Raw genomic sequence first — 23,516 nt, forward strand, 5'->3', positions numbered from 1 at the left:
TATGCGGTGGCGCACGCTCCTCGGTGCACTGTTGTTGCTGGTCACGGTGTCGGCGTGCGGCCCGAGCACCGTCTCGCCGACCGACTCGCTGGTGACCCGCGCCAGTGCCACGGATCACCTGACCATCGGCATCCGGTTCGACGCGCCGGGCCTTTCCGAGCGCACCGTGGACGGCCGGTTCGTCGGGTTCGACGTCGACGTCGCGACTTTCGTCGCCTCGGAACTGGGGGTCGCCGCGAAGGACATCACGTGGCGCGAGACGACGTCCGCGACACGCGAAACGGACCTCACCTCCGGCGCGGTCGACCTGGTCGTCGCGACCTATTCGATCACCGACAAGCGCAAGCAGCAGGTGGCGTTCGCCGGGCCGTACTTCACCACCGGGCAGGACCTGCTGGTGCGGCGCACGTCACCGGACATCACCGGCCCGGAGACGCTCAACGGGCGGCGGCTGTGCTCGGTCACCGGCTCGACGCCCGCGCAGCAGGTGAAGGACAGGTTCGCGCAGGCCGTGCAGCTGGTCGAGTACCCGCGCTACCCGGACTGCGTGACCGCGCTGCTCGCCGGCCAGGTCGACGCGATGACCACCGACGGGGTGATCCTCGCGGGCTACGTCACGCGTGACCCCGAGTTGCTGAAGGTCGTCGGGAAGCCGTTCTCGAAGGAAAGCTACGGCGTCGGCCTGCGCAAGGGCGACACCCAGGGCGTGAACGCGGTCGACGACGCGATCCGCAAGATGATCTCCTCCGGCGAATGGCTGCGCTCGCTCAACGCGAACATCGGGCCGTCCGGTTACCAGCTGCCCGCCCCGCCCGAGGTCACCGAGAAGTGAAGCTGCCCGACCTGCCGGTCCGTTCCGTCCTGCCCGAGGTGGTCGCCGCCTTGGACGCCCACGGCACCGCGGTCCTCGTCGCGCCGCCCGGGACGGGGAAGACGACGCTGGTGCCGCTGGCGCTGGCCACTTCGGGTGGCCGCGTGGTGGTCGCCGAGCCGCGGCGGCTGGCGGCGCGGGCCGCGGCGGGCCGGATGGCGGCGATCCTGGGCGAGCCGGTCGGCGAGACGGTGGGCTACGCCGTGCGCGGCGACCGGAAGGTTTCGGCGCGGACGCGGATCGAGGTCGTGACGTCCGGGCTGCTGGTGCGGCGCGTGCAGGGCGACCCGGAGCTGCCCGGCGTGTCGACCGTGCTGCTGGACGAGTGCCACGAGCGCCACCTGGACGCGGACCTGCTGCTGGCGTTGCTGCTCGACGTCCGCGCGGGGCTGCGCGACGACCTGCGGCTGCTGGCGACGTCGGCGACGGTGGCCGCGGGCCGGCTCGCCACGCTCCTCGGTGACGCCCCGGTGATCACGGCCACCGCGCCGGCCTATCCCGTGACTTTCTCGTACGTCCCGCCCGCGCGGAACGAACGCATCGAAGCCTGCGTCGCCCGGGCGGTGCGGACGGCACTGTCCTCAGGGGACGGTGACGTGCTCGCTTTCCTCCCGGGCGCGGGCGAGATCGCGCGGACGTCGGGGTTGCTGCGGTTGCCCGAGGTGGACGTCCTGCCGCTGCACGGGCGGCTCTCGGCGGCCCACCAGGACGACGCGCTGCGGCCGCGCGACCGGCGGCGGGTCGTGCTGGCGACGGCCGTGGCGGAGTCGAGCCTGACCGTGCCGGGCGTGCGCGCGGTGGTGGATTCGGGGCTGGCGCGGGTGCCGCGGGTGGACCACCGGCGGGGCCTGCCCGGCCTGGCGACGGTCCGGGTGTCGGCCGCGGTGGCGACGCAGCGTTCGGGCCGCGCGGGCCGCGAAGGGCCGGGGCGGGCGTACCGCTGCTGGGCGGAGAACGAACAGTCCTTGCTTCCGGCGTATCCGGAGCCGGAGATCCGCACGGCCGAACTGGCGCGGCTGGCGTTGGAGCTGGCCTGCTGGTCGACGCCGGACGGCAGCGGGCTGGCCTGGTGGGACCCGCCGGGCGAGGGCGCCCTGGCGGCGGGGCGCGCGCTGCTGGCCGCGCTGGGTGCGACCTCGGACGGCGTGGTGACCGCGCGGGGTCGCCGGATGGCCGAGCTGGGACTGCACCCCCGGCTGGCGCGGGCGTTGCTCGACGGCGCCGAGGCGGTAGGCGCGCGGAACGCGGCCGAGGTGGTGGCGCTGCTGGACGCGGGCGCGACGCTGACGGACGTGGAGGCGGAGCTGCGCCGCCTACGCTCGGCCGGCGACGAAGGCTCGCGCCGCTGGAAACGAGACGCCCGGCGCCTGGAGGGGCTGGTCGCGAACAGCACCGGCGCAAAAGCCGTGAAGGCCTCCTTACCGGCCGTAAAAGCCGTGAAGGACTCCTTACCGGCCATAAGAGCCGGGAAGGAGGCCTTCACGGACCATCGGGCCACGCCACCCCGGCCTGATGCCGCGCTGGTCGTCGCGCTCGCGCATCCGGAGCGGCTCGCCCGGCGACGTCCCGGGGGCGCGCCCGTCTACCTCATGGCCGGCGGCACCGCGGCCGAACTCCCACCCGGCAGCGGCCTCGACTCCGAGTGGCTGGCCATCGCCGAAGCGACGCGCGACCCCGGCCGCGTGCACGGCACCATCCGCCTCGCCGCGGCCGCCGACGAAACCCTCGCCACGCGCGTCGGCCCCGTGTCCGAAGTGGACGAAGTCACCTGGGACGGCGACGTCGTCGCGCGGCGCGTCCGCAAGCTCGGCGCCATCATCCTCTCCGAACGGCCCCTGCGTGACGCGAGCGTGCACGATGCGCTCGTCACCGGCCTGAAGACCGAAGGACTCGGCCTCCTGAAATGGAGCCAGGACGCGACCCGCCTGCGCGAGCGGATGGCTTTCCTGCACCGCGTCCTCGGCGAACCGTGGCCCGCGGTCGACGACGCCACCCTGCTGTCCGATGTGGACAGATGGGTCGACCTCTCCGGAGCCCGGCGCAAGTCGGACCTGGCGACCATCAACGCCGGCACCGCCCTCAAGGCCCTCCTGCCGTGGCCGGAAGCGGCCAAGCTGGACGAGCTGGCCCCGGATCGCCTCGAAGTCCCGAGTGGCTCGCACCCGCGCGTCGACTACCACGGCGACCAGCCGGTGCTCGCCGTCAAGCTGCAGGAAACCTTCGGCTGGACCGAAACCCCCACGCTGGCCGGCGTCCCGGTGGTCCTGCACCTGCTCTCCCCCGCCGGCCGCCCGGCGGCGATCACCGCCGACCTCGGGTCGTTCTGGACCACCGGCTACCCGTCGGTGCGCGCCGACCTGCGCGGCCGCTACCCGAAGCACCCGTGGCCCGAAGACCCGGCCACCGCCGTCCCGACCCGGCACACCCGCCGCCGGACCTGACGAAAGTCGGGGGTCGGCCGTGACCGTCGGCCGATGCCGCCGGCCCGGCGGAAAGCCCACACTTCCGGTGTACAGGCGCAACACCGGGAGGGATTCATGATCACGCTTCGAGGATTGACGAAGCGCTACGGGGAGAAGACCGTCGTCGACGCGCTGACCTGCGACGTCGCGCCGGGTCACGTGACCGGCTTCCTCGGCCCCAACGGCGCCGGGAAGTCGACGACCATGCGGATGACCGTCGGGCTCGACCACCCGCAGGAAGGGGAGGTGCTCGTCGGCGGCCGGCGCTACGCCGAGCTGCGACACCCGCTGCGCGAGGTCGGCGCGCTGCTCGACGCGAAGGCGCTGCACCCCGGCCGCAGCGCCGGGAAGCACCTCACGGCCATGGCGCGCAGCAACGGGATCGCGACGAGCCGCGTCGAAGAGGTGCTGGCCACCGTCGGGCTTTCGGACGTCGCCGGCAAGCGGGCCGGCCAGTTTTCGCTCGGCATGGGCCAGCGGCTCGGCATCGCCGGCGCGCTGCTCGGCGACCCGGGCATCCTGATGTTCGACGAGCCGGTCAACGGCCTCGACCCGGACGGCGTCCGCTGGGTCCGGCAGCTGATGCGCTCGCTGGCCGCCGAGGGGCGGACGGTGTTCGTCTCCAGCCACCTGATGAGCGAGATGCAGCTGACCGCCGACCACCTGATCGTGATCGGCAAGGGCAAGCTGCTGGCCGACGCGCCGATCGCGGAGTTCATCGCGGGCAACTCCCGCACGACGGTCTCGGTGCGCGTCCCGGCCGACGGCGAGCGCGCCGAGCTGGACCGGCGGCTGCGCGCCGAGGGCGGATCGACGCACCCCGGCGAACCGGGCGAGCTGGTGGTGGACGACCTCGACGTCACCCGCGTCGGCGACCTGGTGCACGAACTGAGGATCCGCGTGCACGGGCTCGCCGAGCGGACGGCGTCGCTCGAGCAGGCGTACATGGAACTGACCGCTTCTTCGGTGGAGTACGGGGTGTCGGCATGACTACGGTCGAGGTTCGCGGCGGCGGGCTGCCGGGCGCGGTGGCCGCGGAGTGGACGAAGTTCTGGTCGGTCCGGGCGACGTGGTGGTGCCTGACCGGCGCGGCGGCGTTGATGCTGGGCTACAGCACCCTGTCGGCGATCGCCCAGCGCTACGACGGAGACCAGCCGATGGGCGGCCACACCATCGCCATCGGCGGCGGGTTCTACCTGACGCAGTTCGCGGTGATCGCGGTGGCGACCCTGTTCGTGACGAGCGAGTACGCGGGCGGCGGCATCCGGTCGACGCTGCTGTGGGTCCCGGCGCGCTCCCGCGTGGCGCTGGCGAAGGCGGCGGTGCTGCTGCCGGTGCTGTTCGTGGCGGGCGTGGTGCTGTCGGGCGCGGGAACGGGTCTGGCGAGCGCGGTGAAGGACGGCCACGGCCTGCCCACCAGCTTCTCGGCGACCTTCACGGCGGCCGTGGGGACAGGCGGGTACTTCGCCCTGCTGGGGATCCTGTGCACGGGTATCGCATGGGCGTTGCGCAGCGCGGCGGGGACGCTGGTGGCGGTGATCGTGCTGCTGCTGCCGGTACCGCTGATCGTGGGCTCGCTGGGGCTGCCGGAGCTGGTGCCGTACTTCCCGGGGATCGCCGGGCTGAACGCGATGGTCGAGTCGGGGCAAACCAACCCGGTGACCCAGTCGGTGGCGCCGTACGCGCCTTGGGTCGGGTTGCTGATCTGCGCGGCTTGGGCCGGGGCGGCGCTGCTGGCGGGTGGAGCGGTGCTGCACCGCCGGGACGCCTGACCGGCCCGACGGCCCGCCCTCCCTGGGGACTGCCCCCGCTTCCAGCGTATCCGGCCCGCCCGACGGAAAGCCCCCGAAGACGGCCGTCGGAGCCCGGTTGCCCACATCCCACCATGGCTGTGGACAACCGGGCTCAAGCCACCCCGATGCCCGCCAGCACCTCCCGGGCGCTCGACCGCAGAGCCGCCGGCCCGGGCGGCGCCAGCGATCCCGTGCCGGCCAGTGCGTCGAAGATCGTCCCCTCCATCCAGTTCACCACCACTGTCGCGTGGCGCTCCGGTTCCGGAGAGCCGCGGGCCGCCAGCACCTCCGCGGCCCGGCGGCGGATCGACAACCCGCCTTCGTCGTAAACCCTCCGCAGCTCGGGGCGCCGGGTGGCCTCCAGCGCGAACTCGTACCGGGCCAGCATCCGCGTGCGGCCGGTGGTGATCGCCTCGTGGACGTAGCCGGCCATGGACTCCGCCAGCCCGCCCGGCGGCGGCTCCGCGTCCACGCTGTCCAGTTCGATGATCCGCGCGATCGCCAGCTCCAGCAGCGCCGCCCGGGTCCGCGCGTAGTACGACGTCGAGCCCACCGGCAGGCCCGCCTCGCGGTCGACCGCCCGGTGGGTCAGCCCGCGCATCCCCTCCGCCGCGATCACCTCGATCGCCGCGTCGCCGATCACGTTCACCCGGTCTGCCACACCGCAGCACTCTACAGGTGTAGAGTCCTCTACACCTGTAGAGGAGGCGACATGCACGCGATAGTGGTCGGAGGCGGCATCGGCGGCCTGGGGGCGGCGGCCGGGCTCCACGCCGTCGGCTGGACGGTCACCGTGCTCGAACAAGCCGAGGAGTTCGGCGACGTCGGCGCCGGGATCTCGCTCTGGCCGAACGCCCTGCGCTGCCTGGACGAGCTCGGCGTCGACCTGGGGGAACACCTCGCCGCCCAGCACGAAGGCGGCTTCCGGGACCGGCGCGGCCGGCGGGTCACGCGCTACGACACCGCCGCCTTCGAACGCATCCACGGCCGGCCGCTCGGCGCCATCCACCGGCGGGACCTCATCGCCGCCCTCCGGAACGCCGTCCCGGCCGAGAGCCTGAAGACCGGCGCCGAAGTCACCGAAGTCCGCGAAGACGGGCGAGTCCGCTTCACCGGCGGAGAGCTCCGGGCCGACCTCGTCGTCGCCGCCGACGGCATCCGCAGCCCGATCCGCCACGCGCTCTTCCCGCACCACCCCGAGCCGGTCTTCAGTGGCAGCACGGCGTTCCGCGGCGTCACGAAGTTCCCCGGCGCCCGGCTCAGCACCAGCTTCGACCGCGGCACCGAGATCGGCGTCCTCCCGCTGACCGGCGACGACGTCTACTGGTGGGTCTCCTACGTCACGGAGCCCGGCCGCCGGCCGGAAGACCCCAAGGAATACCTGCAGCGGCACTTCGCGGACTGGCACGACCCGATCCCGGCGCTGATCGACGCCACCCCGCCGGAAGCCGTGCTCTACCACGACCTCGACCACCTCGGCACCCCGCTCGACACGTACGTCCGCGGCCGGATCGCGCTGCTCGGCGACGCCGCCCACGCGATGCCGCCCTTCCTCGGCCAGGGCGGCTGCCAGGCCCTCGAAGACGCCATGGTGCTCGCCCACGCGGTGTCCACAGAGGACACGACGGTGGCCGCGCTGGCACGCTACGACCGGGAAAGGCGGCCACGCAGCCAGAAAGTGGCCCGCGAGTCCGTCCGGATGGGCAAGCTCGGCCCGCAGCTGAGCAGCCCGGCCGCGATCAGGATCCGCACCGCCCTGCTGAAGGCCCTGCCGGCGCAGGTGACCGTCCGGGTCGGCAAGGAGATCACGGGGTGGCGGCCTCCGCGTCTCCCCCGACCAGCCCCGCCTCGTACGCCGTGATCGCCGCCTGCACCCGGTTCTTCGCCCCGAGCCGGGTCAGGATCGTGCTCACGTGCGCCTTCACCGTGCCCTCGACGACGAACATCTTCGCCGCAATGTCCGCATTGGACAGTCCGGAGCCCACCAGCGCCAGCACTTCCCGCTCGCGCGGCGTCAGGACGGCGATCTTCTCCCGCGCCGCGGCGGCCCGGGAAAGCCGGCTGCCCGACAGCCGCGCGATCACCCGCTGCGCCACCTTCGGCGAGAGGAACGCGGCCCCGTCGGCGACGGCGTGGATGCCGGCCATCAGCTCGCGCGGGTCACCGGACTTGAGCAGGAACCCGCCCGCGCCGAGCCCCAGCGCGCGCTCGATGTACTCGTCCTCGCCGAACGTGGTCAGCATGATGACGCCGGTCGACGGCAGCAGCCGCCGGATCTCCGCCGCCGCGCCCAGCCCGTCCAGCCCGGGCATCCGGATGTCCAGCAGCACGACGTCCGGGTGCGTGGCGAGCGCCTGCGACACCGCCGAACGCCCGTCCCCGGCCTCGGCGACGACCTCGATCCCGGGGTCCGCGCCGAGGATCGCCGCCACCCCCGCCCGCATCAGCGCCTCGTCGTCGGCCAGCACGACCCTGATCACGATCCCCCCTCGGCGAACCAGTCCTTGGAAACCAGCTTCCCCTCGGCGAAGCAGAGCCGATAGGCGGCGTAGTCGTCGTTCAGGAACGAGCGTCCGGCGCCGTAGTACTCGCACACGGCACCGGGTACCGCCGGCGGCTCGCCCCGCGTGGGGCGCGCGGCGCGCTGGCGTTCCGGCAGCGCCAGCTCGGTCCGGAACTGCCCGAGCCGCATCCGCTCGTAGACCGGAGCGGGCAGCTCCGAGGAGTTCCACTGGTAGAGGAACACGATCCCGCCGATCGCGAGGACCAGCCCGAACAGCGCCAGCGGGACGGCGACCGCCAGGACCAGGCTGCGCCGGACGTCACGGCGGGCCAGCTCCAGCGCCCGGGCGGACGTCGACTGCCCGACGGCGTCGTCGGCCGCCTCCCGCAGCTCCGGCGTCTCCTCGACCGGCGCGGCGTCGTGCGGCAGCGTCGCGGTGACGGCGAACCCGCCGTCGCGGGGCCCGGCCTGCAGCGTCCCGCCGACGAGCCGGACGCGCTCGCGCAGCCCGATCAGGCCCCGATGTCCCGACGCGGTCCCCGGCAGCGGCCCGGCGGGCCGCGGCGCGTTCACGACGCTCACCGAGGTCTGCGAGCCGGTACTGGTCACGCGCACGGTCACGGCCGCACCCGGCGCGTGCTTCGCCACGTTGGTCAGGGCTTCCTGCACCACGCGGTAGGCGGCCCTGGCGACCATCGGCGGCGCCAGCGCATTGTCCATTGTGGAATCGATGAGCAGCCCGGACGCGCGGGCGCGGGCGACCAGCTCGCCCAGGTCGCCCTGCACCGGCTCGACCGGCGCGGCGTCCTCGCGCAGGACGCCGATGATCTCCCGCAGCCGTTCGGTCGCGGCCGCGGCGCTGGTCCGCAGCTGCGCCGCCGCGTCGCGCTGGCCGTCGTCCAGCCCGCCGGCGACCTCCAGGGCCGCCGCGCGGACCGCGATCAGGCTGAGCTCGTGGCCCAGCGAGTCGTGCATGTCGCTGGCGATCCGCGCGCGTTCGCGCAGCCGGGCCTGGTCGGCGACGAGCCGCTGCCGGCTCTCCATCTCCTCCGCGCGCCGCCAGCCCGTGCGGGCCAGCTCGCCACGCAGCCGGACGTACCGGCCGAGCAGCCACGGCGAGAGCCCGGCGAAGACGAGGATCGCGACCATCGCGGCCCAGTCCCCGACGCCGTCGGGGGCGACCAGCAGCGCGAGCGGCAGGCCGAGCACCACCACGGCCGCGCCGAGCAGCAGGCCCGGGCGGGCGCGCTCCATCCGCAGCGCGGCCTGGTAGCACATCGCGACCAGCACGAACACCACCCAGACGGGCACGCGGTCGCCGTACGGGAACGGCACCGCCAGCGCGCCGGCCAGGGCGATGCCGAGCGAGACGGCGGGGTACCGCCGGGCCGTCGCGACCGAGCCGGCGACGACGGCGAGGCCGCCCGCCAGCTCCCACCACGACCGGGAGCCGACCGTCTCCGAGGCGACGATGAACGCGAGGAACAGCCCGAGCAGCACGTCGAGCACCACGCGCCACCGGCGCTTCGTCACCTCCCGCACGGCTTCGAAGCTACAAGCCGCGACCGGCGCCGACCACTGCCGAAAGTCAACCTTTCCGGGTGTCCAGGAAGGCCAGCGTCTGCGGCCAGGACAGCGCGTACGCGTCGGCGTTGACGGCGGTGCCGTGCCGCGAAGAGTCGCTGAACCCGTGTTCGGCGCCCGGGAAGTGCTGGGTGAACGTCGCGCCGCGCGGGCGGGACTGCAACGCCGTCTGCAACCGGGCGAACGTCTCGTGCGAGACGACGCTGTCGGCCTCCGGGTAGGCGACCAGCACCGGCGCCGTGATCCGAGCCGACAAAGCGACCGGGTCGAGGTCGTGGTTCGGCGGCGCCGGGTCGCGGACCGTCGGGTGGTACGCGACGACGCCGGAAAGCCGCTGGTCACGAGCCGCGAGCAGGAGCGCGAACCGGCCGCCGAGGCACCAGCCCATGACCCCGGCCGACGTGCAGCCGAGGTCACCGAGCAGGTGGTCGAGCAACGCCGTCTGCTCGGCGAGCGCGGTCTCGTCGCGCAGCTCGCCCAGCTTCGCGCCGAGGTCCTCGCGGGAGGTGTTGTCGGTGCTCGCGCCGTGGAAGGCGTCCCAGGTCAACGCGGTGATCCCGCGGCCGGCCAGCTCGTCGGCCCAGGCGCGGACCTGCTCGCCGATACCGGTGATCATCGGCAGGAGCAACATCCCGGACGCGCCTGCGTCTCCCAAACCGCGGCCGGCCGGGCGGGCCAGGTAGGCGGAGAGGTCGCCGACACGGACCGTGGACGTCTCGATGCTCATATCCGCACGGTAGCGCGGGCCGTCATGCATGATGATCCACCATGGCCGAGCGCACACTCGCCGAACAGTTGGGCGGCTACCTCCCCGAAGGCATCGAGGCCCTCGAAGAGCACGAACGGCAGGACCTCGCCGACGCGTTGCGCGACGCGCGCAGGCGGCAGGCGAAAGCGCTCGCCGAAGCGGGCGAAGAGGGCCTCCGGTACGTCCCCGCGTTGCTGCGCGGCGCGGTCCGGAAGGCGGTGGGGCTGTGACCGCTGAAGACTACGCGGCCGAAGCGGAGATCCTGAAGCTCGCGCGCGTCCTCGGCGTCGAGCCGGCGCGGCTCGGATATCTCGCGCGTGTCGACGCCGATGACCTGCAGGCGTTCCGCGAGCAGGTCACCGACACGCTCTTCGACGCGAACATCGCGGTGCTGCAGCGGATGGCACTGGCCGCCCGGCTGCTGCCCGGCGCGGTGCTCGCCAAGATCGCCGAAAAGGTCTTCGGCCCGCTGCTGTGCGCCCGGATCGCCGGGGTGGTCGACCCCGCGCGCGGCGTCGACGTCGCCAAGCGGCTGCACCCGCGGTTCCTCGCCGAGGTCGCCGCCGAGCTCGACCCGCGGCGCGCGAGCGCGATCATCTCCGGCATCCCCCTGGACACCGTCCTGGCGGTGGCGAACGAGCTGGCGCGCAAGAAGGACTGGATCACCCTCGGCCGGTTCGTCGGGCACCTGCCGGACCCGACCGTGCGGCGGGCCCTGGAGGAGATCGACGACCCCGGCCTGCTGCGGATCGCGTTCGTGCTCGACGACAAGAACCGCATCGACCACGTCGTCGGCCTGCTCCCGGCCCACCGGCTGGGCCGGCTGATCACCGCCGCCGGGGCCGACGAGGAGCTGTGGACCCCGGCGCTCGACATGCTGAACCACCTGGGCGAAGCCCGCCGGGCGACGCTCGCGCCGATGCTCGGCGGGCTGCCCGACGGGCTGCGGGAACGCGCTCAGGCGACGATCAAGTAGATCCCGTAGCCGACGATCGCCGCGCACAGGGCGAAGCAGATGACCGCGCCGGCCAGCGGGCCGGTGCCCGAGGCCCCGGTTTCGCGGGCCGATTCGCGCTGGGAGAGCCCGACCACCCCGAAGGAGAAGAGGCTCGTCAGCACGACCACCGAAGCGAGGGCGACGACGAAGACGATCCCGAGGGAACCCCAATTGATGTGCACGGCGCTCCTCAGGCGTTGGCCGGCTGCGGTACAGCCGGCTCGGAGTCGTTGATGGAGTTCGCGTTCACCGGGTTCCGCTTCGACGCGAGGTAGATGCCCAGCGCGACGACGACCCCGGCCAGGCCCACCAGCACGGTTCCCCAGGTGCCGAGCGTCGACACCTCGGCGGCGACCGCGCCGACGATCGCGGCGGCGGGCAGCGTCAGCGCCCAGGCGACGACCATCTTGCCCGCCACGCCCCAGCGGACCTCGGCGAGCTTGCGGCCGAGACCGGAGCCGATGATGCCGCCCGAGCAGACGTGCGTGGTGGACAGCGCGAACCCGAGGTGCGCCGAGGTGAGGATGACCGCCGCGGCGCTGGTTTCGGCCGCGAACCCTTGCGGCGTCTGGATTTCGGTGAGCTTCTTGCCCATCGTCTGGATGATCCGCCAGCCGCCGAGGTAGGTGCCGAGCGCGATCGCGGCGCCGGCGGTCAGGATCACCCAGAGCGGCGGGCCCGAGTTCGGCGCGAGCGAACCGGACGCGATCAGCGTCAGCGTGATGACGCCCATCGTCTTCTGCGCGTCGTTCGTGCCGTGCGCGAGCGACACCAGCGACGCCGAGGCGATCTGGCCGGCCTTGAAGGTCCGGCCCACCGTGTCCTGCTTCGCGCGGGCGGTGATCCGGTAGACGAGGAAGGTGCCCAGCGTCGCGACGATCCCGGCGACGATCGGCGAGGCGAGCGCGGGGATGAGGACCTTCTCGACGACCTTCCCGAAGTGGACGGCGTCCGAGCCGGAGGCGATCCAGGTGGCGCCGATCAACCCGCCGAAGAGGGCGTGCGACGAGCTGGACGGCAGCCCGATGAGCCAGGTCACCAGGTTCCACACGATCGCCCCGACCAGGCCGGCGAAGATGATCACCGGCGTCACCTTGGTGTCGTCGACGATGCCGCCGGAGATCGTCTTCGCGACCTCCACCGAGAGGAACGCGCCGACGAGGTTCAGCACGGCGGACACGGCGACCGCGACCCGCGGCTTCAGGGCGCCGGTGGCGATCGAGGTGGCCATCGCGTTGGCCGTGTCGTGGAAGCCGTTGGTGAAGTCGAAGGCCAGTGCCGCGACGATCACCACCAGCACGATGAGCGAGAAGTCCATGGCGGCCCTCTTCCGAAGCCGGAGGCTGTTCGTTAGCAACGCTACTGATCAACAAGACGCCCTCCGATCCCTGTCGTGTGACGGCTCCCTGAACTCTCGATGAACCGGGGTGGGGACAGCCCCACCTCGGCCCCGGGGGGCCGGCCCAGTGCCTTCGCCCGGTTCGCCTGCGAGCGTCGATGCGGGACGAAAGGGGCAGTGATGAACAAGCTGGGGTGGGCGGTCGTCGCGACGGTGGCGTCGGCGGTGTTGTTCTTCTTCGGGACCGGCCTGGATCCGGTGCCCGAACTCGCTTGGCCGGCACCGCTGCCGATCCTGCTGCTCGCCCCCCGCGTCCCCGGCGCGGCCGCGCTCGGCTGCGCGTTCGCCGCCTACCTGGCGGGCAGCGCCGGCACCTGGAGCTACTTCTGGCACTCGCTGTCGGTCCCGCGGCCCGCGGCGATCGCGATCCTCGGCGGCAGTGCCCTGCTGTTCGCGGCGAGCACCGGCCTCTTCCGGCTGCTGGTCCGCCGCGGCCACGGCTTGCCGGCCACGCTCGCCGCACCCGCGTTGTGGACCGTCGTGCTCTACGGCGTTTCGCTGCTCAACCCGACCGGCCTCATGGGCACGCTGATGACGACCCAGGCCGACCGGCCGTCCGTGCTGCGGATCGCCGCGGTCACCGGCGGCTGGGGCGTGGAGTTCCTGGTGTTCCTGGTCCCGGCCGCGGTCGCCGCCGCGCTCGCTCCCGGCGTCCGCGGCGCCGCCCGGCTGACCGGGCTGGTCGCCGTCGCCGCCGCGCTGGGCGGGCTCGTCTTCTGGAGCGTTCCGCCGCTCACCGGGCCGTCGACGCGGATCGCCCTGGTCGCGCCGGGGCAGAGCCGCTGGGCCGTCGACGTCGCGACCCCGGACGGCCAGGCGCTCCTTCGGTCCTATGTGGACCAGATCGGCCGGCTGCCGGACGGCGTCCGGGCCGTCGTGCTCCCCGAAGCCGCCTTCGCCGTGGACCGGGCCAGCCGCCCGCGGCTCGTCGAGGCGTTCACGGAGGTCGCCCGCACGCGGAACCTCGACGTCGTCACCGGCGTCCTCGACACCACCCCCGAGGGCCGGTTCAACGCCGCCCTCGCCGTGCCGCCGTCCGGCGCTCCGGTCGAGTACCACAAGTGGCACAACGGGGATTCGAAGAACATCGCGTCCGGCACCGAGCTCGCGCACCTCGCCGGGATCGGGCTCATGGTGTGCATGGACGTCAACTTCGCCGACCCCAGCGGCGAATACGGCGAGGCCGGCACCGGCCTGGTGCTCATCCCGGCCTCCGACGAGAACGCCGACGGCTGGGTGCACAGCCGCACGGCCCTGATCCGCGGCGTCGAGAACGGCTTCTCGGTCGGGTGGAGCGCCGCCCACGGCACGCCGACGCTCGCGGACGCCCGGGGCCGCGTACTGGCCGACGCCCACACGGCCGGCAGCGCGTTCACGGTGGTCGTCGCCGATGTCCCGATCGGACCGGGCAAGACCCCGTACGCGCGCTTCGGCGACTGGTTCGCGTGGCTCTGCGGCCTGGTCGCGGCGGCCGGGATCGTGACGCTGTTCGGGCGAACCACGGGAAAGGAGCCGACCCGGGCCGATCCCACCGCTACGGTCGGGGCATGACTTTGCGGCAACCCGACAGTCCCCTCGGCGTCGTCCGGACCATCCGGCCCACCAAGCCCACCATCGCGTACGGCCAGGACACCCAGCATTCGGCGTTCCCGAGCGTGACCCGGTTGCCCGACAACACGCTCTACGTCGTCTTCCGCCAGGGCAGCAACCACTACGCCAACCGCGACGGCTTCCTGCGGAGCACCGCCGGCCACGACAACGGGAAGACGTGGTCCGCGCCCGCCACCGTCGTCGCCGCGTCCGCCGGGGTCGACTACCGCGACCCGTCCGTGTCCCTCAGCCGCACCGGCACCACGCTCTACCTGACCTACTTCAAGGGCACCACCGCGGTCGGCGCCGCGGGCTCGTTCTTCCGCTCGTCCACCGACGGCGGCGCGACGTGGGGCGCCGAGGTGCGGATCGACGCGAACCTGCCGTCGTCGGCGATCACCGCTCCGGTCGTCCAGCTCGCGGACGGGACGCTGCTCGCGGCGCACTACTCGAAGGCCGGCAGCGAGACCTTCGACTCGGTGTGGATCGCACGTTCGTCCGACAACGGGGCCACCTGGACGTCGAGCCGGGTCGTCAACGGCCAGACCGCCGGCCGGGACTACCAGGAGCCGTACCTGGTGCAGCGGGACACCGCGCTCTTCCTGACCTTCCGCTGGGGCAACAACGCCTCCATCGGCACGGCGCTCTCGACCGACAACGGCACCACGTGGTCGACGCCGGCCGCCGCGTTCGCCGGCACCGGCCGCCCGTCCTCGGTGTGGCTGGCCGACGACACCATCGTCGTCTACCTGCGGGACGCGGCACGCCGGTTCGCCGTGCGGGCCACGCGCGACCGCGGCGCGACCTGGTTGCCGCCCTACGTCGTCCAGACGCCGGCGAAGGGCGGGATGTCGACGTACGCGTCGATGCTGGAGACCACGCCGGGCCAGGTCTTCACGGTGCTGGCCGCCGAGGACTCGACGAGCACGGACTCGCGGCTGGCGTGCGCCTACCTGGGCAGCGGTGCGCAGGAGACCCCGCTCGGGTTCGTCCCCGGCGAGCAGGACGCCGCCCGGTCCGGCTACGACCAGCTCGTGCTCGGCACGACGTTCCAGCAGCCGAACGGCGGCCTCCCCATCCCGTGGTGGACGGGGAACGGCGCGGTGACCGTGACGGACGGGGTGCTCCGCTCGGCCAGCGCCGACAACGTCGCCGACCACGCGGTGCTCGAGACGTCGAGCGCGGACCACCGCGTCGAGGCCGACTTCCTGTGGACCGGCCAGGCCGGGTTCGGCGTCTTCCTCCGGTACACCGACGCGTCGAACTACCTGCTCTTCACGGCCGAGACGGGTGGCGTGAACCTCCGCGTCTACAAGGCCATCGGCGGCACGCTGACCCAGCTGGTGCTGGCGACCGGGAAACCGGTCAACGCCGGCGGGTTCCACACGCTCGCCGCGGCCGTCCGGGCCGGCACGGTCACCGCCGCGGTCAACGGCGAGACGCTGATCCACTTCGACCTGTCCTCGGGCGACAACACGGCGCTCAGCGGCACCGCCGCGGGCGTGAAGATCAACGAGCAGGCCGGCGGCACGAACCAGTGCCGCCGGATCGTCGTCACCGGCTGAGCGTCCGGCGCCCGTTGTGACCCGTCACAACGGGCGCCGGGCAACTCTGAGCGTTGTCCCAGGTCTTCGCCGGCGGCATGTGACCGATCATGATCCGTGTCACGTACCGACGGGTAACTGGAGGCAACGGAATGCGGGTCACCAACGGCGGTGTCAAGCGAATCCTGACCGTGCTCGCCGCGGCGCTCACCTTCGGCGCCGCCGCGCCGGCGGTCGCCGACGCGGCGCCGGGCAGCGGATGGAACGACTGGGGCTGCCGTCCGTCGGCCACGCACCCGCAGCCCGTCGTGCTCGTGCACGGTCTCGGCGCGAACGACACCGTCAACTGGTTCTTCCACGCGCCGAAGATCGCCGCCCAGGGCTACTGCGTCTTCTCGCTGACGTACGGCACCGGCATCCTCGGCCCCGGCGTCGGCGGGCTCGCGTCGATGCGCGACAGCGCCGCCCAGCTCGGCCGGTTCGTCGACCGGGTGCGGTCCGCGACCGGCGCGGCGAAGGTCGACATCGTCGGCCACTCCGAGGGCAGCACGATGCCCGCGTACTACCTGAAGTACGGCGGCGGCGCGGCGAAGGTCGCGCACTTCGCCGGCTTCGGCGCGAACTACCGCGGCACCACCCTCGGCGGCCTCGACGCGCTGGCCAAGGCGCTGCTGACCACGGTGCCCGGGCTCGGCGCGATCGTGCGGACGGCGTGCGGCGCGTGCACGGAGTACCTGGCACCGTCGGCCTTCCTGGACGACCTCGCCCGCGGCGGCGTGCACGTCGCCGGCCCGGCGTACACGAGCATCGTGAGCAAGTACGACGAGGTCGTCACGCCGTACACCAGCGGCATCCTGAACGAGCCGGGCGCGACGGACGTCGTGCTGCAGGACTTCTGCCCGTCCGATGCTTCGGGTCACCTGAGCCAGGCGATCGACCCGAACGTCACCGGCCTGATCCTGCACGCGCTCGACGCGTCCTACACGCCGAAGTGCACGCCGTTCACGCTGCCGCTCTGACCGGTCAGCGCACTCGATCTCCGGCGCGCCACACCGATTTCGTGAGCGGCACGCCCGGCCGGTAGGCCAGGTGCGTCACCGAAGGCGCGTCGAGGACGTGGACGTCCGCCCGGGCTCCCGGGTGCAGGACGCCCACGTCCTCGCGGCGCAACGCCTTCGCCCCGCCCGCCGTCGCCGCCCAGACCGCTTCCTCGATCGTCATCCGCATCTGCAGCACCGCCGTCGCCACGCAGAACGCCATCGACGTCGTGTACGAGCTGCCCGGATTGGCGTTGCTGGCCAGCGCGACGGTCGCGCCCGCGTCGAGCAGCCGCCGGGCCGGAGCGAGCGGCTGGCGGGTCGACAAATCGCATGCGGGCAGCAAAGTCGCCACGGTGTCCGAAGCGGCCAGGGCCTCGACGTCGGCGTCGCTCAAGTAGGTGCAGTGGTCGACACTGGCCGCGCCGAGTTCGACGGCCAGCCGTACGCCCGGGCCTTCACCGAGCTGGTTGCCGTGCACGCGCAGGCCGAGCCCGCGCTCGGCGGCGGCTTTCAGGACCCGCGTCGACTGGGCCTCGTCGAACGCACCGGTCTCGCAGAAGACGTCCGCCCAGCGCACGCTTCCCGCGACGGCGTCGAGCATCTCGCCGCAGACCAGGTCCACATAGGACTCGGCATCGGCACCCGGCGGGACCAGGTGCGCGCCGAGGAACGTGACCTCGTCGGCCACCTCCCCGGCGATCCGGGCGCTCCGGGCCTCGTCCGCGACCGTGAGGCCGTAGCCCGTCTTGGTCTCCAGGCAGGTCGTCCCTTGCCGGGACGCTTCGTCGACATGGCGACGCAGGTTCGCCGCCAGCTGCTCGTCGGTCGCCTCCCGCGTCGCGCCGACGGTGATCGCGATTCCGCCCGCCGTGTAGGGCTTTCCGGCCATCCGCGCCTCGAACTCGGCGGTGCGGTCGCCGGCGAAGACGAGGTGCGTGTGGCTGTCGACCCAGCCGGGGAGCACCGCGCGGCCTTCGACGTCGACACGCTCGTCGGCGTCCGGCGCCTGGCTCGCGGCACCCACCCACGCGATTTTCGGGCCTTCGATGACCAGGGCGGCGTCGGTGAGCCTCCCCAGCTCGGGATCGTTGGTCGTCAGCTCGCCGATCCCCGTGATCAGGACTGCCACAGTGCCTCGATCTCCTTCGCCAGGACGGATTCCGGTCGCTCGACCAGCTGGTGTTCACCTTCCCGCACGACCTCGCGGCCCGCCACCACGACGTGCCGGACGTCGGCCCCGGACGCCGCGAACACCACTCCCGACGGCTCGATCCCGGCCGTCCGGACCGAGTCCAGGCCGACCGTCACGAAGTCCGCGCCCGCCCCCTCTTCGAGGCGGCCGACCTCGGGCCAGCCGACGGCTGCGTGGTCGGTGCCCGCCTCCAGCAGCTCCTCGGCGGTGAACCGGCCGCGTTCCTCGCTGGCCAGGCGGTCGTCCAGCTCCAGCGCGCGGGTTTCCTCGAAGGCGTCGACGACGGCGTTGGAGTCGCTGCCGATGCTCAGCCGCACCCCGGCATCCCGCAGCGCGCGGGCCGGGCCGATACCGTCACCGAGGTCGCGTTCGGTGGTCGGGCAGAAGCACGCCCCGACCCGGAACTCGCCGAGCCACCGCACGTCCCGGTCGGTGAGGTGGGTCGCGTGCACGACGGTGAGCCGCTCGTCGAGCACGCCGTGGTCCCACAGCAGCCCGGTCGGGGTGAATCCGGTGGCCGCTTCGCACTGCTCGTTCTCGGCCCGCTGCTCCGACAAGTGGATGTGCAACGGCCGGCTCCCGGGTACCGCGTTGTCCACTTCGGACAATTGGTCTTCGGGGACCGCGCGTACGGAGTGGATCGCTCCACCGGCCCGGAACAGGTCGCCTTCCTTCAGTTCCCCGACGCGTGAGGCCCAGGCCGAAGCCGAACCGTCGGAGAACCGCTGCTGGACCTCGTCCGGCTCGACGCCGATGCCGCCCGCGAGGTAACACGTGTCCAGGAGCGTCAGCCGGATCCCGGCGTCCGCGGCGGCCTGGCGCAGGGCCTCCCCCATCGCGTTCGGGTCGGCGTACGGCTTCCCGCCGGGCGCGTGGTGCAGGTAGTGGAACTCGCCCACACTCGTGTACCCGCCCAGGACCATCTCGGCGTAGACGCCGCGCGCCAGCCGGTAGTACGTGTCGGGGTCGAGCCGCGCGGCCAGCGAGTACATCCGCTCGCGCCACGTCCAGAACGTGCCGCGCTCGTGGTGCGTCCGGCCCCGCAGGGCCCGGTGGAAGGCGTGCGAATGCCCGTTCGCGAAGCCCGGCAGCGTCAGTCCGTCGAGCACTGTCCCGGCCCGCGGCGAACCGGGCGTCACCGCGGTGATCCGCCCGTCGGCGACGTCGATCCGCACCCCGGCGGCGATCCCGCCGGGCAGCCACGCCTGTGCGCACCAGAAAGTCATCGCGCCAGCTGCTCCAGGACGTCCGCAAGGGCCTTCGCGCCGGCTTCGACGTCGGCCGCCTCGGCGAACTCCTCCGGCGAGTGACTGATCCCGGTCGGGTTGCGCACGTAGAGCATCCCCGCCGGGACGAACCCGGCGAGGATCGCGGCGTCGTGCCCGGCGCCGGTCGGCAGCTCCGGCGGCCCGCCGAGCCAGCCGCCGAGGTCACGGCGCAGGGCGTCGTCGAACACGACATCGCCCGAGTAGGACTCCCGGGTCACCGTGACCCGGCAGCCCTCCTCTTCCGCGGCGGCGGCCGCGGCCCGGCTGATCTCGCCGACCAGCTCGGGCGTGCCCGGGCCGGGCACCCGCGCGTCGAGCCACAGGTCCACTGTGGACGCGATGACGTTGGTGCCGCCGGGGGTCGGCACGAGCCGGCCGACGGTCGCCCGCGCGTCCGGCACGGCCGAAGCGAGCCGCCGGACGGCGGTGACCGTCGCGGCGGCCGGCAGCATCGGGTCGGCCCGGTCGGCCAGCAGCGTCGCCCCGGCGTGGTTCCCCTGCCCCGCGAAGGAGAACCGCCACCGGCCGTGCGCGATCACCGTGCTGCCGACGGCCACCGGCGCACCGAGGTCGATGAGCCCTCGCCCCTGCTCGACGTGCAGTTCGACGAACCGGCCGATCCGGTCGAGGCGCTCCGGGTCCGGCCCGATCCGGGCCGGGTCGAAGCCGGCCTTCGCGGCCGCTTCCGCGAAGGTGACGCCGTCGGCGTCCCGCAGGCCGCGCGCCTTGTCGGCGTCGATGGTGCCGGTGAGCAGCCGCGAGCCGAGGCACGGGACGCCGAACCGGCCACCCTCCTCCTCGGCGAACACCACGACGGCGAGCGGCTTGCGCGGCCGGAACCCCTTGACTTGCAAGGCTTCCACGGCGGCCAGCGCGCTCGCGACCCCGAGCGGGCCGTCGAACGCACCACCGCCGGGCACCGAGTCGAGGTGGCTGCCGGTGACGACGGCACCCCGGCCCGGCGGGCCCCACCAGGCCCAGATGTTGCCGTTGCGGTCGGTCTCGACGTCGAGTTCGAGGCCCAGCGCGCGCTCGACGAACCACGCGCGCAGGTCCTGTTCCGGCCCGTCGAAGGCGTGCCGCGAGTAGCCGCCGCGCTTCGGGTCGCGCCCGACGTCGCCGATCTCGGCCAGCAGCCCGGAAGCCGTCACGCGTCCTCCCGCATCGGCACGCGCACCCCACGCTCGTCGGCGACTTCGGCAGCGCGGTCGTAACCGGCGTCGACGTGCCGGATGACGCCCATGCCCGGGTCGTTGGTGAGGACCCGCTCCAGCTTCTGCGCGGCCAGCGGCGTCCCGTCGGCGACGCTGACCTGGCCGGCGTGGATCGAGCGGCCCATGCCGACACCGCCGCCGTGGTGGATCGACACCCAGCTGGCGCCGGACGAGGTGTTGACCAGCGCGTTGAGCAGCGGCCAGTCGGCGATCGCGTCGGAGCCGTCGGCCATGCCCTCGGTCTCGCGGTACGGCGAGGCGACGCTGCCGGAGTCGAGGTGGTCGCGCCCGATGACGACCGGCGCCTTCAGCTCGCCGCTGGCGACCATCTCGTTGAACCGCAGGCCGGCCAGGTGCCGCTCGCCGTAGCCGAGCCAGCAGATCCGGGCGGGCAGGCCCTGGAACGCCACGCGTTCCCCCGCGAGCCGGATCCAGCGGGCGAGGGATTCGTTCTCCGGGAACAGGTCCAGCATCGCCCGGTCGGTCGCGGCGATGTCCTCGGGGTCGCCGGACAGCGCGGCCCAGCGGAACGGGCCGTTGCCCTCGCAGAACAGCGGGCGGATGTAGGCGGGCACGAACCCGGGGAAGTCGAACGCCCGCTCGCAGCCGCCGAGCTTCGCCTCGCCGCGCAGCGAGTTGCCGTAGTCGAAGACCTCCGCGCCCTTGTCGAGGAAGCCGAGCATGGCGTCGACGTGGTCGGCCATCGACTCGCGCGAGCGGTCGGTGAACTCGTCGGGCTTCTTGGCCGCGTAGTCGTGCCAGTCCTCGACGCTGACGCCCTTGGGCAGGTACGAAAGCGGGTCGTGCGCGGACGTCTGGTCGGTGACGATGTCGACCTCGACGCCGCGGCGCAGCAGCTCCGGCAGCACCTCGGCGGCGTTGCCGACGACGCCGACCGACAGCGGCCGTTTCTCCTGCTTCGCCTTGGTGACGCGGGCGATGGCGTCGTCGAGGTCGTCGGCGACCTCGTCGAGGTAGCGCGTCTCGACGCGGCGGTGCGCGCGCTGCGGGTCGCACTCGACGACGAGCGCGACGCCGTCGTTCATGGTCACGGCGAGGGGTTGCGCGCCGCCCATGCCGCCAAGCCCGGCGGTGACGGTGAGCGTGCCTTTCAGCGTGCCGCCGAACTTCTTCTTCGCGACGGCGGCGAACGTCTCGTAGGTGCCCTGGAGGATGCCCTGGGTGCCGATGTAGATCCACGACCCGGCCGTCATCTGGCCGTACATCGTCAGGCCCTGCTGCTCCAGGCGACGGAACTCCGGCCAGGTCGCCCAGTCGCCGACCAGGTTCGAATTGGCGATGAGCACGCGCGGCGCCCACTCGTGCGTGCGGAACACGCCGACCGGCTTGCCGGACTGCACGAGCAGCGTCTCGTCGACGTCCAAAGTGGTCAGTTCGCGGGTGATCGCGTCGAAGCTGGCCCAGTTGCGCGCGGCCTTGCCGGTGCCGCCGTAGACGACCAGGTCCTCGGGCCGCTCGGCGACGTCGGGGTCGAGGTTGTTGTGGAACATGCGCAGCGCGGCTTCGGTCTGCCACGACTTGGCGGTGAGCTGGGTGCCGCGGGCGGCACGGACTACGCGGGACATCAGACCTCCAGGTAGGCGCTCGTGAGTGTTTAGGGCGGTTAGAACCGCCCTAAACACTCACGACAGGCGGGCGGCGTCGAGGACGGCGCCGGAGCGGACGAGTTCTTCGGCGGCCGCGATCTCGGGCGCCAGGTGGCGGTCGGGGCCGGGGCCGGCGACCTTCGTGCGGAGCAGGTCCCGGACGCGGCCGGTGACCGGCGACGGCTCCAGCGGCGCGCGGAAGTCCAGCGCCCGGGCCGCCGTCAGCAGTTCGATGGCCAGCACCGTGGTCAGGCCGTCGACGGCCTTGCGCAGCTTCCGCGCGGCCGACCAGCCCATGGAGACGTGGTCCTCCTGCATGGCGCTGCTCGGGATGGAGTCGACGGACGCCGGGACCGCGAGCCGCTTGAGCTCGCTGACGATCGCGGCCTGCGTGTACTGGGCGATCATGTGGCCGGAGTCGACGCCGGGGTCGTGCGCGAGGAACGGCGGCAGTCCGTGGGAGCGGGCCTTGTCGAGCATCCGGTCGGTACGGCGCTCGGCGATGCTGGCGACGTCGGCGACCGGGATGGCCAGGAAGTCCAGCACGTACGCGACGGGCGCGCCGTGGAAGTTGCCGTTGGACTCGACGCGGCCGTCGGCCAGCACGACGGGATTGTCCACAGCGGACATCAGTTCGCGTTCGCCGACGAGCTCGGCGTGGGCGAGGCTGTCGCGCGCGGCGCCGTGGACCTGCGGGGCGCAGCGCAGCGAGTAGGCGTCCTGGACGCGGTTGCAGTCCGGGCCGCGGTGGCTCTCGACGATCTTCGATCCTTGGAGCGCTTTCCACATCCGCGCGGCGCTCAGCGCCTGGCCGGGGTGCGGGCGTAGGACTTGGAGGTCGGCGGCGAACGCGCGGTCGGTGCCGAGCAGCGCCTCGACGCTCATCGCCGCGGTGAGGTCCGCGATGTCGAAGAGCCGGTGCAGGTCGGCGGCGGCGAGCAGGAGCATGCCGAGCATGCCGTCGGTGCCGTTGGTGAGGGCGAGGCCCTCCTTCTCGGCGAGGACGACCGGCTCGATGCCGGCGTGCTTCAGCGCTTCGCCGGCCGGGACGACTTCGCCGCGGTACTCGACTTCGCCTTCGCCCATGAGCGCGAGCGCGACGGCGGCCAGCGGCGCGAGGTCACCGGAGCAGCCGAGCGAGCCGTACTCGTGGACGATCGGCGTGATGCCGGCGTTGAGCAGGGCCGCAAGCGTTTGCGCGGTGCCCGGGCGGACGCCGGTGTAGCCGCTGGCGAGGGTCCGGAGCCGCAGCAGCATGAGGCCGCGCACGACCTCGGTCTCGACGGCGGGTCCCGCCCCGGCGGCGTGCGAGCGGATCAGGCTGCGCTGCAGCGCAGTCCGGCTCTCGACGGGGATGTGACGGGTGGCGAGCGCGCCGAAGCCGGTCGAGACGCCGTAGGTGGGCGTGACGGCGTGAGCGAGGTTCTCGATGTGCTGGCGGGTCGCGGCGAGGTTCTTCTCGGCGGTGTCCGTGAGCCCGACCGGCGCGTGGCCGCGGACGACGTCGACGACCTGGGCGGCGGTCAGGGGTTCCGGGCCCAGGAGCACTTTTTCCGGCATGGCCCCATTGGACACGGCGTTTCCCGCTGGTGGGATGCCTCAACGAGTGGTTCTGTCTGGTATCCCAGACTCAGCGGTTACCCTGGCCCCAACCGCCCCAATGTGGCGTTGGGTGCGTCAGACGCACCCAATGTGGCGTTCGGT

At 73.0% G+C, this 23,516-nt stretch carries 21 protein-coding genes; 10 read left to right on the top strand and 11 right to left on the bottom strand.

All coding sequences use genetic code 11. The features are described 5' to 3' along the window. Window position 1: 1 nt before the first annotated feature. The 4 genes from QRX60_RS04825 to QRX60_RS04840 all read left to right on the top strand — a co-directional run bounded on the left by QRX60_RS04825 (window position 2) and on the right by QRX60_RS04840 (window position 5,105). A complete protein-coding gene (locus QRX60_RS04825; RefSeq protein ID WP_285999596.1) occupies window positions 2-832 on the top strand; it encodes a glutamate ABC transporter substrate-binding protein in 831 nt (276 codons plus the stop codon). Next, window positions 829-3,312: an ATP-dependent helicase HrpB gene (hrpB, locus tag QRX60_RS04830; protein WP_285999597.1), complete on the top strand. Its 2,484-nt coding sequence runs from the start codon at window positions 829-831 to the stop codon at window positions 3,310-3,312. Before QRX60_RS04825 ends, hrpB begins: the two co-directional genes overlap by 4 nt. 96 nt (window positions 3,313-3,408) lie before the next feature. Then, entirely contained in the window at window positions 3,409-4,323 is a 915-nt protein-coding gene (locus QRX60_RS04835) for an ATP-binding cassette domain-containing protein (protein WP_285999598.1), read from the top strand. Beyond that, the gene (locus tag QRX60_RS04840; RefSeq protein ID WP_285999599.1) at window positions 4,320-5,105 is read left to right on the top strand and encodes an ABC transporter permease; all 786 of its coding nucleotides are present in this window, start codon (window positions 4,320-4,322) and stop codon (window positions 5,103-5,105) included. Before QRX60_RS04835 ends, QRX60_RS04840 begins: the two co-directional genes overlap by 4 nt. Before the next feature lie 133 nt (window positions 5,106-5,238). Here the strand turns inward: QRX60_RS04840 and QRX60_RS04845 are convergent, their stop codons facing one another. Continuing rightward, complete coding sequence (locus tag QRX60_RS04845; protein ID WP_332845848.1) at window positions 5,239-5,727, bottom strand: TetR/AcrR family transcriptional regulator; 489 nt, start codon at window positions 5,725-5,727, stop codon at window positions 5,239-5,241. A gap of 111 nt (window positions 5,728-5,838) precedes the next feature. Between QRX60_RS04845 and QRX60_RS04850 the strand changes: the two genes are divergently transcribed. Continuing rightward, window positions 5,839-6,987 carry an FAD-dependent monooxygenase gene (locus QRX60_RS04850; RefSeq protein WP_285999601.1) on the top strand — a complete coding sequence of 383 codons (1,149 nt, stop codon included), beginning with the start codon at window positions 5,839-5,841 and terminating at the stop codon, window positions 6,985-6,987. Here QRX60_RS04850 and QRX60_RS04855 read toward each other — a convergent pair. From QRX60_RS04855 to QRX60_RS04865, 3 genes are read right to left on the bottom strand one after another with little or no spacing between them, the layout of a single operon-like run. Next, window positions 6,932-7,606: a response regulator gene (locus tag QRX60_RS04855; protein ID WP_285999602.1), complete on the bottom strand. Its 675-nt coding sequence runs from the start codon at window positions 7,604-7,606 to the stop codon at window positions 6,932-6,934. The genes QRX60_RS04850 and QRX60_RS04855 overlap by 56 nt on opposite strands. Next, window positions 7,603-9,171, bottom strand: a complete 1,569-nt coding sequence (locus tag QRX60_RS04860) for a sensor histidine kinase (protein WP_285999603.1) — start codon at window positions 9,169-9,171, stop codon at window positions 7,603-7,605. The genes QRX60_RS04855 and QRX60_RS04860 overlap by 4 nt, the downstream gene beginning before the upstream one ends. 46 nt (window positions 9,172-9,217) lie before the next feature. Then, window positions 9,218-9,940 carry a dienelactone hydrolase family protein gene (locus tag QRX60_RS04865; protein ID WP_285999604.1) on the bottom strand — a complete coding sequence of 241 codons (723 nt, stop codon included), beginning with the start codon at window positions 9,938-9,940 and terminating at the stop codon, window positions 9,218-9,220. Between the two features lie 41 nt (window positions 9,941-9,981). Between QRX60_RS04865 and QRX60_RS04870 the strand changes: the two genes are divergently transcribed. Together QRX60_RS04870 and QRX60_RS04875 are read left to right on the top strand one after the other, a co-directional pair. Next, window positions 9,982-10,191: a hypothetical protein gene (locus QRX60_RS04870; RefSeq protein ID WP_086863938.1), complete on the top strand. Its 210-nt coding sequence runs from the start codon at window positions 9,982-9,984 to the stop codon at window positions 10,189-10,191. After that, a complete protein-coding gene (locus tag QRX60_RS04875) occupies window positions 10,188-10,937 on the top strand; it encodes a hypothetical protein (protein WP_285999605.1) in 750 nt (249 codons plus the stop codon). Before QRX60_RS04870 ends, QRX60_RS04875 begins: the two co-directional genes overlap by 4 nt. Here QRX60_RS04875 and QRX60_RS04880 read toward each other — a convergent pair. Next, window positions 10,919-11,140: a hypothetical protein gene (locus QRX60_RS04880; RefSeq protein ID WP_285999606.1), complete on the bottom strand. Its 222-nt coding sequence runs from the start codon at window positions 11,138-11,140 to the stop codon at window positions 10,919-10,921. The two genes, QRX60_RS04875 and QRX60_RS04880, sit on opposite strands and share 19 nt — an antisense overlap. An 8-nt stretch (window positions 11,141-11,148) precedes the next feature. Next, a complete protein-coding gene (locus QRX60_RS04885) occupies window positions 11,149-12,276 on the bottom strand; it encodes an inorganic phosphate transporter (protein WP_285999607.1) in 1,128 nt (375 codons plus the stop codon). Window positions 12,277-12,477: 201 nt separating this feature from the next. On the opposite strand from QRX60_RS04885, the gene QRX60_RS04890 reads away from it, so the two are divergent. From QRX60_RS04890 to QRX60_RS04900, 3 genes are all read left to right on the top strand, one after another. Next, on the top strand, window positions 12,478-13,908 hold the full coding sequence (locus QRX60_RS04890) for an acyltransferase (RefSeq protein WP_285999608.1): 1,431 nt from the start codon (window positions 12,478-12,480) through the stop codon (window positions 13,906-13,908). After that, window positions 13,905-15,512 (top strand): sialidase family protein, encoded by a 1,608-nt coding sequence (locus QRX60_RS04895; protein WP_285999609.1) that lies wholly within the window; start codon window positions 13,905-13,907, stop codon window positions 15,510-15,512. The genes QRX60_RS04890 and QRX60_RS04895 overlap by 4 nt, the downstream gene beginning before the upstream one ends. A gap of 131 nt (window positions 15,513-15,643) precedes the next feature. Further along, a complete protein-coding gene (locus QRX60_RS04900; protein ID WP_285999610.1) occupies window positions 15,644-16,510 on the top strand; it encodes an alpha/beta hydrolase family protein in 867 nt (288 codons plus the stop codon). A gap of 4 nt (window positions 16,511-16,514) precedes the next feature. Here the strand turns inward: QRX60_RS04900 and hutI are convergent, their stop codons facing one another. The 5 genes from hutI to hutH are packed head-to-tail and all read right to left on the bottom strand — an operon-like array spanning window position 16,515 to window position 23,372. Beyond that, complete coding sequence (gene hutI, locus QRX60_RS04905) at window positions 16,515-17,660, bottom strand: imidazolonepropionase (protein ID WP_285999611.1); 1,146 nt, start codon at window positions 17,658-17,660, stop codon at window positions 16,515-16,517. Then, on the bottom strand, window positions 17,648-18,949 hold the full coding sequence (locus tag QRX60_RS04910) for a formimidoylglutamate deiminase (protein WP_285999612.1): 1,302 nt from the start codon (window positions 18,947-18,949) through the stop codon (window positions 17,648-17,650). Before QRX60_RS04910 ends, hutI begins: the two co-directional genes overlap by 13 nt. After that, entirely contained in the window at window positions 18,946-20,142 is a 1,197-nt protein-coding gene (locus tag QRX60_RS04915; protein ID WP_285999613.1) for an allantoate amidohydrolase, read from the bottom strand. The genes QRX60_RS04910 and QRX60_RS04915 overlap by 4 nt, the downstream gene beginning before the upstream one ends. Continuing rightward, window positions 20,139-21,791, bottom strand: a complete 1,653-nt coding sequence (gene hutU, locus QRX60_RS04920; protein WP_285999614.1) for a urocanate hydratase — start codon at window positions 21,789-21,791, stop codon at window positions 20,139-20,141. Before hutU ends, QRX60_RS04915 begins: the two co-directional genes overlap by 4 nt. A gap of 57 nt (window positions 21,792-21,848) precedes the next feature. Continuing rightward, window positions 21,849-23,372, bottom strand: coding sequence for a histidine ammonia-lyase (gene hutH / locus QRX60_RS04925; protein WP_285999615.1), 1,524 nt, complete (start codon window positions 23,370-23,372; stop codon window positions 21,849-21,851). Window positions 23,373-23,516: the final 144 nt, after the last annotated feature.

This window comes from Amycolatopsis mongoliensis, assembly GCF_030285665.1.
GTDB classification, from domain to species: Bacteria; Actinomycetota; Actinomycetes; order Mycobacteriales; family Pseudonocardiaceae; genus Amycolatopsis; species Amycolatopsis mongoliensis.